This window comes from Pseudomonas lijiangensis (assembly GCF_018968705.1).
In the GTDB taxonomy this organism is placed as follows: domain Bacteria; phylum Pseudomonadota; class Gammaproteobacteria; order Pseudomonadales; family Pseudomonadaceae; genus Aquipseudomonas; species Aquipseudomonas lijiangensis.
Genome location: NZ_CP076668.1, coordinates 2891707 through 2905110 on the forward strand (window position 1 = coordinate 2891707; position 13404 = coordinate 2905110).

Sequence of the window (13404 nt, forward strand, 5' to 3'; positions counted from 1 at the left end):
AAATGCGGTCGTATGACAACGGATGATCAGGAAAGTTCAATGGCAAGTTCGAGGCTTGTCGTGTATGGCCGGAGCCCTAGTCTGCCGAATGTGAAAATTTCATGATTTCAAAAGTCACTATTTACCTGCTCTAAGATTCGATGATTCACGCATGGATTCAATCATGCACGTGGATTGGGGAAAAAGCTATATCGTTTCAGCCTCTAGTGCAACCTGCGGGTGTAGGCTTTTATCATTTTTGGCTATATGAGGTGGGTAGAGTTTGTGTTGGGGTCTTTGATTGAGTGAATTAGTAACACCGCTAAATGCTTTAGTGCATATACATACATATGAGTAGGTAAAAAAATATTAATGTGCTCTGGTACGCTAAGTGCTAGCTATTTAATATTAAGGCCTGACCATCAGGCTGCGCAGATGCACTAGGCGACCATTATCATTTGAATGGATTGTTCGGCACGCCCGCTTACGCGGGCGGTGCCTGGGGAGGGATGTGCGGGAGGCTTGCCGGGGTGGTGTATTCATGCCAGCCACCACCTAGCGCCTTGTAAAGGTTGATCTCGGCCGTCAGTTGGGCAAGACGGTCCGAGATCAGTGTCGATTGAGCGGTGAACAGCGAGCGCTGAGCATCCAGCAGGGTAAGGCTGCTATCAAGACCGCTTCTGTAACGTGCCTCTGCCAGCCGGTAGTAGTCCTCGTTGGCTTTGAGCGAGTCACGCTGCGCGATCAGTTGCTCTGTGTAGGTCTGCCGTGCCGCCAGGCCATCGGCGACTTCCTGGAATGCGGTCTGGATGCTTTTTTCATACTGTGCGACCCGGATATCTTTCTGGATTTTCGAGTAGTCCAGGCTGGCGCGCAGGTTGCCAGCATTGAAGATCGGAATGTTGATCTCTGGCTGAAACAGCCAGCCCCCTGAACCCGCCTTGAACAACCTCGACAGTTCGGTACTTGAGGTGCCCGCGTTGGCGGTCAGGCTGATACTTGGGAAGAATGCGGCCCGCGCAGCGCCGATGTTGGCATTGGCGGCCTTGAGCAGGTATTCGGCTTGCAGAATGTCGGGGCGACGCTGCAACAGTTCCGAAGGCAAGCCTGCCGGTACACTGCCAAGAAGCTCGCTGCTCAAGGGCTGTGCCGGCAGATTGTCCGAAACGCTGGCACCCACCAGCAGTGTCAGGGCATTGAGGTCCTGGGCAACCTGTCTTTCGTATTGCGCCAGGCGTGCCCGTGCACTTTCAACGGATGTGCGTGCCTGGCTGATTGCCAGGGCCGATGCCGTGCCTGCCGATCCTTGCTGCAGGGTCAGCTTGAGACTCTCTTCATAGGTCTGCAGGGTTTCACTGGTGAGTTTGAGTTGTTCCTGATCGGCACGCCAGGTGAAGTAGGCGTTTGCCACGTTGGCCACAAGACTCAGTTGCGTGCTGCGCCGTGCCTGCTCGCTGGAAAGGTAGGTTTCCAGGTCCTCACGGGAAAGACTGCGATTGCGCCCGAACAGGTCCAGCTCGTAGGCGCTGATACCCAGTGTCGTGGAGTAGGAGGTACTGATGGCGCGCTCGTTGATCCCTGACAAATCCGCAGGAAGGCTTTGCCGCGTGCCTGATCCGCTCACCGAAACAGAAGGAAACAGGTCGCTGCGCTGTATGCGGTACTGAGCCTGATAGGCCTCGAGATTGAGTGCGGCTACGCGCAAGTCGCGGTTATTGGACAATGAGCTTTCGATCAGTTGGCCAAGTACCGGGTCGCGGAAAAAATTTCGCCAGCCTTGTTCCGCCGCTGCCTGATTTGCAGGTCCGGTAGCACCTGCCTCATAGGCTGTACCTGTCGGATAGCTTGCAGCTACGGGGGCGGTCGGGCGTTGATAGTCGGGAATGAGAGAGCAACCGCCAAGCATTGAAGCCGCCAGGGCGCTGAGTAGGAAGTACTTCATTGAAATAGCCTTTGTGGATACCGGCAACCCTCTGCAGTCAGTGAATCAGGCGCTCTGGGAGACACCAATCATCCACTTCACCAGACCGTGACGTCCTTTCACGCCAAGCTTGGCTGCTGCACGTTTGAGGTAGGTTTCTATGGAGCTGTTTTTGACATGGAGTTTCTCAGCCATTTCCGGAACCGTTGAACCGGCGAGCAGGCCAAGACAGATTTCCTTTTCACGCAACGACAGCCTGACTTCGGAAAGCGTCAGCTTTTCGTTGAAGTCTTTCTGCAACTGTTGTCCGCCCTGCATGGCTGAATCTTCTTCGGTCGGTGTGCTGAAGAGATTACGTGTTGCCTGAGCGTGTCGCTCCAGCAAGGGCAGCAGGGTTTCGGAAAAATTCTTCAGGAAAGACAGCTCATGCAGAGAGAAATCACGCAGTGGCGGTTCCCGGCGCAGAGAGATCACACAGCGGCGATTGGACTTTCGTGAAACCAGATTGCACTGGTAAGCGACACTGGAGCCTGTGTTACTGCCAGATGCATCATTGATTGTGTATTTGAGGTGAATCAGCAGTGAATCATCCAGATTGAGCATCCGCGTGAGCAGCATCTGGTTGTCTGGCAATGCTGTCGGCGTTCCCAGCTTACGCTCTGTAGCTTCGCGCCCGAGAGGCTGGATGCTTATGATACTTGCTTCGCTTTCATCGATGGTCCATTCGCTGAGTTCAAGAAGATCGATGGGCACAGAGGCGGCTATGAGTTGATACATATTGGAGACGAACTGCGCATCGCCGACGCTCGAGATAAGACGCCCCAGTTCGAGGAAGTAAGCCGGTTGCTTTCCCGTCATTCGTAGATTGGCATTCATCACACGTGTGCCCCCATGGCATTAGTTTCCGCCGGGATTTCAGAACTCGCCCGGCCCGGAAGTCCATTAATGTCTTGCCTTGTAGTGCACTCATTTTGTAGGACAAGACTCCTAATGTATGGATGAATGTACACATGGGCCTTGGTTCATGTCTGTAAGGGAAACTGGGGACAAACTGTCATGCATGTGTCTGAAAACCCTACAGAGCTTGCACTGTAAGCTTCCCGAGCCTGTAGGTGAATACCACTGCAATCTTGTCCCCGAATGCAAGGACAGACGCGCCCGACCCCGAATGCTTCTATTCCCTCTGACCGAGAATGAGGGGGTTACATGCATATCACGAAAAGGGCCTGGTGGTGAGGAGGATCTGGCGTTTTCTGCGTGGCCTCAACTACCGCAAAATCATTCTGCGGATGATTTTCATCGACCTGCTGGTTTCACTGGCGGGTTATGCTCTTTATAAAGGTGCCACTCAAGACGAGGCTCCTCATTACCTGACCGCTTCGGCCGAGATTACCCAAATCGAAAATGCCGTACAGGCAGAAGGCGTGCTTCAGGGCCAGCAGCAAGTGGATGTGGGGGCCCAGGTTTCCGGCCAGTTGCAAAGCCTGAAGGTCGCTCCCGGCGACAATGTCCAGAAAGGGCAGTTACTGGCCCAGATCGATCCTCTGCCGGCGAGCAACGCGCTGCGCCAGGCCATCGTCAACAGCGAAAGGCTGAGTGCAGACAGAGATGCCGCCGTTCACCAAGCGCACCTCGCACGTTTGACCTATCAACGCTATGAGGAACTGGGGGCAGACGCTGCAGTATCGCGTGAGGATCTCGACAAGGCTCGCTTTGATCATGAAGAGAAAAGCGCCACGCTGGCGTCACTTCAGGCCCAGGTTCGTACAGCCCGAATCAACATAGAGACAGCCCGGATAAATCTGGGGTACACGCGAATTCTTGCGCCCATGGATGGCAAGATCCTGGCCATCGTTACTCAGGAAGGCCAGACGGTCATTGCCGAACAACTGGCTCCGGTGATTCTGAAAATGGCCCGGCTCGATACGATGACCATCAAGGCGCGGGTTTCCGAAGCCGATGTGGTGAAGATCAAGGCTGGCATGCCGGTCTACTTCACGATCCTCGGGGACCGTGACAAGCGCTACAACGCCACATTGCGAGGCATCGAGCCGGCCTCTACCAGCTTCGCCAGCCAGTCCAGTGGAGCAGGGCGGTCAGATTCAGCGGTTTTCTACAACGCCTTGTTCGATGTACCCAACCCCGACGGGCGCCTGAGAATCAACATGACGGCACAGGTACGCGTCGTGCTTGAGGTGGGTGAGGGCGTCTTGACGATTCCCGTGGCTGCACTGGGCGAACAGAACCCTGACGGGACTTATCCGGTGCGCATCCTTGAAGAGCAGGACCAGATCAGAACGGAAACCATACGTACCGGCATCAATAACAAGGTCAGGGTTCAGGTGCTGTCCGGTTTGAAGGCGGGAGACAAGGTCGTTATTGGAGGCGAGGCACCGAAATAGAGGCTTTGTCTTGTCTTGAGGCGCCTTGAACATATTTAGATACGAAACGGGCTGAACTAACGGCTTGGCCATGCGTTCCTTTTCTGTGCGCAGTCTGCGCGCGCCCTGATGAGCCGGTGCCACTGCACCGCGCATGAGTCCAGGTTCGCCACACGATAAGGAGCCGCCGTGACCGTTACCGCCAACCCCGTCTACCGAAGCACGCCAAGCCCGCTGCACGCGATCTTGCTTGCCGGAACCGTCCCGCTGTTTCTCGGCGCCTTGCTGAGTGACATTGCCTACTTCAAGACCTTTCAGATTCAGTGGAGCAACTTTGCGTCCTGGCTTATTGCCGGTGGCCTGGTGTTCTGCGGCCTGGCGCTGCTGTTCGCGCTGGTCAATCTGATCCGGGCAGAGCACAAGTCCGGTCGCCCGGTGGTGTACTTTCTGCTGCTTCTGGGCACTTGGGTATTGGGCTTGATCAATGCTTTCGAACATGCAAAAGACGCATGGGCCGTCATGCCCTCGGGTCTGGTTCTGTCCGTCATCGTGACCCTGATGTCTGTTGTCGCCGCATGGATCGGGTTGACCAACCTGCGGTCGGGAGGTGCGCAATGAGACACTTGCCTGCACTGTCTGTTTTGAGTGTTGCCTTGTTGCTGAGCGCATGTGGCGGCGAAGCGGATAGCACCCAGTCTCTCGGGCCCGATCCCAAACTGCCTGAGCCGCAACGCGGCCTGCTGCCGAGCATGAAAATTGCCGAGCCGGCCGAGTGGGGCGATAAAAAGCCAACCGTGCCTCAGGGCTACAGTGTTACCGCGATCGCTACCGATCTGAGAATCCCGCGTCAGACGCTTGTTCTACCCAACGGCGATATCATCGTTGCAGAAGGTCGTGGCGGCGGTGCCGCGAAGCTCAAGCCCAAGGATGTCATCGCAAGCGTCATCAAGGCCGAGGGTAATACCAAGGTCAAAGGCGGTAATCGTCTGACATTGCTGCGTGATGCCGACGGTGATGGAACCTACGAGCTGAAGACCGTGTTCGCCGAAAACCTCAACGCGCCTTATGGCCTGGCCTTTGCCGATGACAAGCTGTACGTGGCGAACCAGGATGCGCTGGTGCGTTTCGATTATGCAGAAGGCCAGACCAAGGCCAGCGGCGCGCCCACCAAGGTCACTGACCTGCCTTCCGAGATCAACCACCACTGGACCAAGGCCCTGACGGTCAGCCCTGACGGCCGTTTCCTGTATGTCGGTATCGGCTCAAACAGCAACGTCACCGAACGTGGCATGGAGGCAGAAGTCGACCGTGCCATGGTGTGGCAGATCGATGCTCAGACAGGCGCTCACAAACCTTATGCAACCGGTCTGCGCAACCCTACGGCATTGGCGATTCAGCCCGAGACAGGGCAACTGTGGACGGTGGTCAATGAGCGTGATGAGCTTGGGCCCGATCTGGTTCCCGACTATCTGACCTCCGTGCGCGAAGGCGGATTTTACGGCTGGCCTTACAGCTATTGGGGACAGAACGTCGACTCTCGCGCCCAGCCGCAGAATCCCGAAAAGGTGGCTGCTGCAATCAAGCCCGATTACAGCCTGGGATCGCACGTCGCAGCACTGGGCGTCGACTTCTCCATACCTGCCTTGGGCGACAAGTACGCAAACGGCGTATTCGTTGGCGAGCATGGCAGCTGGAACCGGGATAATCCGGTGGGTTACAAAGTGATCTTCGTACCGTTCAGCAACGGACGTCCAGCAGGGGAGCCGCTTGATTTCGCTACAGGCTTCAGGGATGCAGACGGGAAAACCCGCGGTCGGCCTGTGGGGGTGACGGTCGATCCACGTGGCGCATTGATTATCGCCGATGACCTGGCGAATACGGTGTGGCGGGTGACTCGTAATCGATAACCCTTGAGCAATGCGCCGGGCAGTAGTGCCCGGCGCATCTGCAACGTCAAAAAGTCATAAGTTAATGACTAAAAACTATTTTTCTTATTCCTGATAGAAATATATCGTCGAGCCACATCAACGGAATTTCTTGTAATCAGGAGTCAGGAATGCGGCGTCTTACGGCTTTGGCAATGGCTATTGCAATCAGTGGTTCGGCGTGGGCAAAGACGCCTGCGGATACGTTGATTGTGGCTCGTTCAATTGACGATATCGTCAGCCTTGATCCTGCTGAAAGTTTCGAAATAACCGCTACAAACACGCTGGTCAGTCTGTATCAGCGCCTGCTGGAGCCTGATCGTCAGAATCCCTCCGTGCTGGTCCCGGCGTTGGCGCAAAGCTGGACCGCCGGCAGTGACGACAAGAGCCTGGTGTTCAAACTGCGTTCTGGAGCGACTTTTTCTTCGGGCAACGCGGTACGTCCAGAGGACGTCATTTATTCTTTCAAGCGTGTCGTCAAACTGAACAAGACACCTTCCTTCATTCTGGGCGAACTGGGCTGGACAGCAGACAACATTGACGGCTTTCTTACCAAGGTTGATGAGAACCACGTAAAAGTCGCCTGGCCAGCCGGCGTAGGTAGCGCCTTTGCCTTGAGCATCCTGTCGGCAACCCCCGTTGGCTTTATTGTTGATGCGGCAGAAGTCGAGAAACATGCCAAGGGCAACGATCTGGGCAATGGCTGGCTGAAAAATCATTCGGCGGGTACGGGGGCTTATGCGCTGCGCTCCTACACACCTCATGAGGCGGTGGTTTTGCAGGCCAACCCCCATGCCGCCGTAGCCCCCAAGCTGAAGACGGTCGTGATCAAGAATGTCACGGATCCGGCAACACGCCGCCTGCTGGTGGTCCAGGGTGATGCGGACATTGCTTATGACCTGGGAGCGGACCAGTTCAGCGCCCTGGAACAACAGAAGGGCGTGACTGTCCAGCGTTTCCCTTCATCGATGATCTACTACCTGGGCATCAATAGCGGTAACACTCAGGTTCCCGCCCTGAAGAATCCCGCTTTCTGGGAAGCAGCCCGCTGGCTCGTGGATTACCAGAGCATTTCCAAAAATCTGCTCAAGGAGCAGTACAGCGTGCACCAATCGTTCCTGCCATCAGGTGTGGCCGGATCATTGGGTGACCAGCCCTTCAAGCTGGACGTGGAAAAAGCCAAAGGCATCCTGAAAAATGCCGGCATCGCTGAAGGCACCAGAATTGAATTGAATGTCTTCAATCAGCCGCCTTACACCGATATTGCCCAGGCCTTGCAATCAAGCTTCGGGAAAGCAGGCATCGACATCACCGTTCGCCCGCTGGTTGAGAGCGAGCTGTGGGCAAAGATGCGTAGTCGTGATTATCAGCTGATCTTCACCTATTGGGGCATGGACTACCTTGACCCTAACTCCAACGCCAGCACCTTCACTTACAACGTGGAAAATGGGCCAAAGACCCTGGCCTGGCGCACCCAATGGAATATTCCCCAGCTAAGCCAGGAGACACGTGCGGCAGCCGCTGAACGCGACCCTCAGAAACGCACCGCCCTGTATGGCCACCTGCAAAAAACCGTACAGGAAAGCTCACCCTTTGTAGTTGCACTGCAAGGCCGCAATCAGGTCGCCGTCCATGAAGGTGTCGAAGGTGTCCTGCAGAACATCACGGTTTCTCTGCCGTACTTCGATCAGGTGAGCAAAGCCAAGTGAGGGCAGGGGCCTCGCGCAGGATTCGAGTGGCAGGAACCGGATTATTGACTTTGCTGGTCACGTTGCTGGGCCTGCTGCTCTTTACCTTTCTGCTGACCACGCTGTCACCGGTCGACCCGGCGTTACGCCTTGCCGGTGACCGTGCCAGTGAGGCAACCCTGGCACAGGTCCGCAGTGATCTGGGACTGGACCAACCCTGGCCAGTCAGGTTCGGCAGTTACCTCCATCAACTGTCCCAAGGCGATCTTGGGATTTCCAATACCTCCAGCAAACCGGTGCTGGAGGATTTGAAGCGTGCTTTGCCCGCCACCCTTGAACTCGCCACATTGTCGATTGTGCTGGGTGCGTCTCTGGGGTTGTCACTGGGGCTGCTGGCTGCCTGGCGGCCAGGTGGCTGGATCGACGCGCTGGTGAGACTGTTCTCGCTGATCGGTTATTCGGTGCCGGTGTTCTGGCTCGGGCTGCTGATGCTGCTGTTGTTCTATGCAACATTGCAGTGGGCAGGAGGGCCAGGCCGCCTTGATGATGTGTTTCTCTACACCATCGAGCTGCCCAGCGGCTGGATGCTGTGGGACACCTGGCGTTCCGAAGAGGAGGGGGCTTTAAGCAATGCCTTCTCGCACCTGATACTGCCCGTGCTGGTGTTGGGGTTTCACTCCATGGCGGGTATCTGTCGGCTGACCCGATCTGCGCTACTGGGTGAGATGGGCAAGGAGTATGTGATAACCGCTCTGGCCAAAGGTGCAGGGCGCGGTCGTGTGCTGTTCCGTCATGTTTTGCCCAATGTCGCAGGCACACTTGTGGTGGTGGTTGCCCTGGCTTACGCCGGTCTGCTCGAAGGCTCCATTCTCACTGAAACCGTCTTTGCCTGGCCGGGCATCGGTCGCTATCTGACGACTGCATTGTTCGCAGGCGATGTGCCGGCAATTTTGGGCAGCACCTTGCTGATCGGTCTCTGTTTCGTCGTCGTTAACGGCATCGCCGATGTGTTGGCTGGCATGATCGACCCACGGACAAGGGAGCTGCTATGAGCCTTTCTGTCGCTTTCGATACTGTTTCAGGGCAACGCTGGTGGCGTCGTTCACCAGCCCTGAGCCTCGGCGGATCAATGATTCTGTTGCTGCTGTTGGTTGCAATATGTGCACCTCTGTTAAGCGGTTTTGACCCAAACCAGCAAAACATTGAGCAGCGTCTGTTGCCGCCTTCAGCCAGTCATTGGCTGGGCACCGATGGTTTCGGTCGCGATCTTTTCACTCGCCTGCTTTACGGCACTCGTCCCACCTTGCTGCTGGTGTCGCTGGTCTTGCTGCTGACCTTGCCTATCGGCGTATTGGTGGGAGTCGCGGCCGGATTTTATGGCGGCTGGGCGGAACGCATTCTGATGCGGATAACCGACGTGTTCATGGCATTTCCGCAACTGGTATTGGCGTTGGCGTTCGTTGCCATTCTCGGACCGGGCTTGCTCAACGGTGCGCTGGCCTTGTCACTCACTGCATGGCCGGCCTACGCACGACAGGCACGGGCCGAAACCAGCGTCCTGCGCGACAGCGATTATCTGGCGGCGGCTCATCTGCAAGGTATTACAGGTGCACGCCTGCTGCTTGGGCATGTACTGCCGCTATGCCTGCCGTCTGTGATTGTACGTGTGGCATTGAATCTGGGTGGCATCATCCTGGCGGCTGCCGGGCTTGGTTTTCTCGGTCTGGGTGTCGAGCCGCCGACCGCAGAATGGGGCTCGATGGTTGCCGATGGCAGCCGTGTCATCTTCGATCAGTGGTGGGTTGCTGCCGCACCGGGCATCGCCATTCTTCTGACGAGTTTGTCCTTCAACCTGCTGGGCGATGGCCTGCGCGATGTTCTGGATCCCCGCCATGGCTCGTGATGAAACACTCCTGGATGTAAGAGGCCTGCGTATCGGTTTTCCCGGGCCTGATGGCCAACGAATCGATGTCGTAAAGGGGATTGATTTTACGTTGGGGACTGAAAAGGTTGCCTTGGTGGGAGAGTCAGGTTCGGGCAAGTCACTGACCGCCCGGGCGCTGCTTGGGCTGGTGCCTCGTCCGGCTCGGGTTTCTGCAGAACACATGCGCCTGGGAGGCGATGATTTACTGCGGCTGAACGAAAAGCAGTGGCAAACCCTGCGCGGTACACGATTGTCACTGGTGCTGCAGGACCCCAAGTATTCCCTCAATCCGGTGCTCAAGGTCGGCACTCAGGTCGAGGAAGTGCTGGTATTGCACACCCGACTCGGGCGTCGCGAGCGTCGTGAAAAGGTATTGGACATGCTCGATGCAGTAGGCTTGCCAGATCCGGTAAGTCTCTATGACCGTTACCCTCATGAATTGTCGGGAGGCATGGGGCAGAGGGTCATGCTGGCGTCGATGCTGATCAATGATCCTCGTGTGCTGATCGCCGATGAACCGACTTCAGCTCTGGACAGCAACCTGCGCGACCAGATGCTTGATCTGATCATGGGCCTGGTAGAGGAGCGGGGCATGGGACTGCTGTTGATCAGCCACGACCTGCCTCTGGTTTCCAGGTATTGCGACCGCGTGTTGGTCATGTACCAAGGCAACATCGTGGATCGGTGCCGGGCATCCGAGTTGGCGACTGCCAGCCATCCGTATACGAAAACCTTGTGGAACTGCCAGCCTTCGGCGCTGAGCTATGGGCATCCATTGCCTGTCCTGGACAGAAGCCTGCTTGAGGAGCATCGATGAACGCCGTGGAGATCAGTTCATTGGCAGTGAGTTTCAAGCGCGGCTTGAGCCACTTCAAGGCGCTGGAAGTCGAGCAGATACAGATCGGGCAGGGTGAGTGTTACGGCCTGATTGGCGGCTCCGGCTCCGGCAAGTCGACTCTGTTGAGGGTACTTGCGGGGCTGCAGCGTGACTGGCAAGGCGACGTTCAATTGTTCGGCCAGTCCCTTGTGGCGCAGCAAGCCTTCAAGGGCAAATTGCGCCGTGATGTTCAGATGGTGTTCCAGGACCCATACGCTTCATTGCATCCCTTGCACCGCATTCGTCGCAGCCTGCGTGAGCCGCGGCAAATCAACGGATTGCCTTTTGATGAAACCAGCCTGGTGGCCTCACTGGAGCAAGTGGGTTTGCCCGCCGAGGTTCTGGACCGTTACCCGCATCAACTCTCCGGTGGCCAGCGACAACGAATCGCCATCGTTCGTGCATTGCAGTTGCAACCCCGATTACTGCTACTCGACGAGCCCACCTCGGCGCTGGACATGACCGTGCAGGCAGAAATCCTCAATCTGCTTCAAGGGCTGCGACACGATACCGGGATGACCATGATCCTCGTCAGTCACGACATGAACACGGTTGCACATCTGTGCGACAGGGCTCTGGTGATCAAGGACGGGAGCATTGAGCGGCGGCTGGACAGGGAAGGGTTATCGGCCATTGCTCAGGAAGGGCGCAGAGATTATTCAACCCAGATATTTGACCGTTCGGTCATATCTGCTTAGGGTAGCGCGCTTTGTTTTGCTTCGAGATTGTCATGACCAACCGCTCTAAACTGCCGCCAACCGTCTACCTGCTGGGTTTGACGATCTTCACACTGGTCACCGCAGAGTTCATGGTGGCCGGGATGATGCCGGCGTTGGCCGACTCATTCTCGGTGAGCCTTGCCCAGGTCGGTAACCTCATTGCCTTTTATGCACTGGGCATGGCGCTGGGCGGACCGCCCGTCATGGTGCTTCTGGTGTCCCGCAGTATTGGCAACAAGCCCGCACTCATCGGGCTATTGGCTGTGTATGTTGCAGCCGGAGCACTGGCATCGGCGGCGCAAAGCTACGAAATCCTGTTGCTGGCCAGAGTCATCATGGGCGTGTCCAGCGCTGCCTGCATCGGGCTGTGCATGACGATCTGCGCCGGACTTGTACCGCCTGAAGCCCGGGGGCGGGCGGTGTCGGTTGTCCTGGGCGGACTCATGCTTTCGCCTGTGGCTGGCGTACCGATGACCAACCTGATTGAGCATGCTTTTGGCTGGCGTGCGAGTTCATGGATGATCGTGGCGTTATCCCTGGTGTGCACATTCCTGGTCGCTACCCGACTGCCTGCTGGCGGTGCAGACAAACAGCCAGCCTTACGGCAGCAATTGCGGGATCTCAACAACCTCAGCCTCTGGGGCGCTTACCTCACCAGCGGCCTGATCATCGGATCGACCTTCGCGGCGTTCAGCTACATCACACCGATTCTGATCAAGGAAGTCGGCGTACTTCCCGGCTACATAGCACCAATTCTGGCGCTCTACGGTGTAGCCAACCTGGCAGGCAACATGTTCGTCGGACGTATCGCCGACCGCCATACATTCCCGGCATTGGGCTGGGGGCTGGCGCTGTTGGTACTGGCATTGAGCGGCTTTGCGCTGGCTGGCGATCATCAGTGGCTGAACGTCGCGTGCTTCATCGCAATCGGCCTGACCGGTGTCTCACTGAATCCGGCAATGGCCGCACGCGTCATGAAAGCCGCCGAGCCGGGCGCACTGGTGAATACACTTCACACATCGGTCATCACGGCAGGCCTCGCGCTGGGTAGCTGGGCAGGCGGAGAAGCTATCAATGCCGGGTATGGACTGCGTGGACCGCTGTGGGTCGGAGCCGGGATGGCGTTGTTGGGGTTGATTAGCGTGGTGCGGCCGTTGATGCAGGGCTCTTCGGCAACGAGGTCCTGTGCTCAAGGTTGAGAGGGTTTGATCCGGTTTATGGCGTTTGGCATGATTCAGGGCTTCAAACATCCAACCCATACGTAAAGGAATACTCGATGCCAATCTATCTGGCGGCCGAATCGGAACTGCATGTAGGCCAAGGCTCAGTCACAGAAGCACCTGCGGCAGAAGGAACTCACATTGTTGTATTTGAGGACGACGAAGGCACTGGCTATTTCTACGCCCTGGACACAGCAGTAGAAGGCAACCCGATTCAGGACGCGCTGCATATCTACAACGCCGAGGACGTTTCAGACAAAGAAAAACCCTCCAGCGTGAAGATCGGCTGGTCCATGGATCACAGCAAGGCCGTGTTGCTGATCAACGATTACCCGCACGCCATATTTGATTTCACGGCGAAGCAAGGTTATTGCCGCACAGGGTTCCCGCCAGCAGTTGGCAATGGTTGGTCAGAGCGTGGCCACGAATGGGATGATGCGGCGCTGGGTTTGTTTGCGTAAGAGCGAGGTCGGGTTTCGCGAGATAGCATCAGTGCGAGTGCGGTGGTTCGTGGTGATGTTTTTCTCGCTGGTGAGAAATTCAGGTTTGGGGCGTGGGATTGCCTGTTGAAAAGCACCAGCAGAGAGTTACACGCTTTGCGTATGTAGATTCGTATAATGTGTATTATGTTAAATAATGTATTATGCAAGAAAAGACTCCCTTGCTGGCGGTACCTAAAGATCGGAAATTCAGAACGCGTCAATCGCGTTTTGGTGGCATGGCCGTCGTGAACCAAGCCGCCGGCACGCGGCTTGGCACTACGGGCCTTC

General features: G+C 56.6%; 12 protein-coding genes. 10 read left to right on the forward strand and 2 right to left on the reverse strand.

Annotated elements, in window-relative coordinates; all coding sequences use genetic code 11:
* Positions 1 to 463 precede the first annotated feature (463 nt).
* Both adeC and KQP88_RS12180 read right to left on the reverse strand, forming a co-directional pair.
* Positions 464 to 1921 (reverse strand): AdeC/AdeK/OprM family multidrug efflux complex outer membrane factor, encoded by a 1458-nt coding sequence (adeC, locus tag KQP88_RS12175; protein ID WP_200992269.1) that lies wholly within the window; start codon positions 1919 to 1921, stop codon positions 464 to 466.
* A 45-nt stretch (positions 1922 to 1966) separates the two neighbouring features.
* Positions 1967 to 2776, reverse strand: coding sequence for a helix-turn-helix transcriptional regulator (locus KQP88_RS12180; RefSeq protein WP_236249843.1), 810 nt, complete (start codon positions 2774 to 2776; stop codon positions 1967 to 1969).
* Positions 2777 to 3153: 377 nt separating this feature from the next.
* Here KQP88_RS12180 and KQP88_RS12185 point away from each other — a divergent pair, with 377 nt between their 5' ends.
* The 10 genes from KQP88_RS12185 (at position 3154) to KQP88_RS12230 (ending at position 13095) form a co-directional block, all read left to right on the forward strand.
* Positions 3154 to 4302 carry an efflux RND transporter periplasmic adaptor subunit gene (locus KQP88_RS12185; protein ID WP_456107240.1) on the forward strand — a complete coding sequence of 383 codons (1149 nt, stop codon included), beginning with the start codon at positions 3154 to 3156 and terminating at the stop codon, positions 4300 to 4302.
* Positions 4303 to 4470: 168 nt separating this feature from the next.
* Positions 4471 to 4899, forward strand: coding sequence for a DUF2231 domain-containing protein (locus KQP88_RS12190; RefSeq protein WP_216705831.1), 429 nt, complete (start codon positions 4471 to 4473; stop codon positions 4897 to 4899).
* Complete coding sequence (locus KQP88_RS12195; protein WP_216705832.1) at positions 4896 to 6188, forward strand: PQQ-dependent sugar dehydrogenase; 1293 nt, start codon at positions 4896 to 4898, stop codon at positions 6186 to 6188. The genes KQP88_RS12190 and KQP88_RS12195 overlap by 4 nt, the downstream gene beginning before the upstream one ends.
* Before the next feature lie 149 nt (positions 6189 to 6337).
* The gene (locus KQP88_RS12200) at positions 6338 to 7915 is read left to right on the forward strand and encodes an ABC transporter substrate-binding protein (RefSeq protein ID WP_216705833.1); all 1578 of its coding nucleotides are present in this window, start codon (positions 6338 to 6340) and stop codon (positions 7913 to 7915) included.
* 20 nt (positions 7916 to 7935) lie between these two features.
* Positions 7936 to 8946, forward strand: coding sequence for an ABC transporter permease (locus KQP88_RS12205; RefSeq protein ID WP_200992401.1), 1011 nt, complete (start codon positions 7936 to 7938; stop codon positions 8944 to 8946).
* The gene (locus KQP88_RS12210; protein WP_216705834.1) at positions 8943 to 9797 is read left to right on the forward strand and encodes an ABC transporter permease; all 855 of its coding nucleotides are present in this window, start codon (positions 8943 to 8945) and stop codon (positions 9795 to 9797) included. Before KQP88_RS12205 ends, KQP88_RS12210 begins: the two co-directional genes overlap by 4 nt.
* A complete protein-coding gene (locus KQP88_RS12215) occupies positions 9787 to 10635 on the forward strand; it encodes an ABC transporter ATP-binding protein (protein WP_216705835.1) in 849 nt (282 codons plus the stop codon). The genes KQP88_RS12210 and KQP88_RS12215 overlap by 11 nt, the downstream gene beginning before the upstream one ends.
* On the forward strand, positions 10632 to 11393 hold the full coding sequence (locus KQP88_RS12220; protein WP_216705836.1) for an ABC transporter ATP-binding protein: 762 nt from the start codon (positions 10632 to 10634) through the stop codon (positions 11391 to 11393). The genes KQP88_RS12215 and KQP88_RS12220 overlap by 4 nt, the downstream gene beginning before the upstream one ends.
* A gap of 32 nt (positions 11394 to 11425) precedes the next feature.
* A complete protein-coding gene (locus tag KQP88_RS12225) occupies positions 11426 to 12613 on the forward strand; it encodes an MFS transporter (RefSeq protein ID WP_216705837.1) in 1188 nt (395 codons plus the stop codon).
* Positions 12614 to 12690: 77 nt separating this feature from the next.
* Positions 12691 to 13095: a DUF2251 domain-containing protein gene (locus KQP88_RS12230; RefSeq protein WP_216705838.1), complete on the forward strand. Its 405-nt coding sequence runs from the start codon at positions 12691 to 12693 to the stop codon at positions 13093 to 13095.
* Positions 13096 to 13404: the final 309 nt, after the last annotated feature.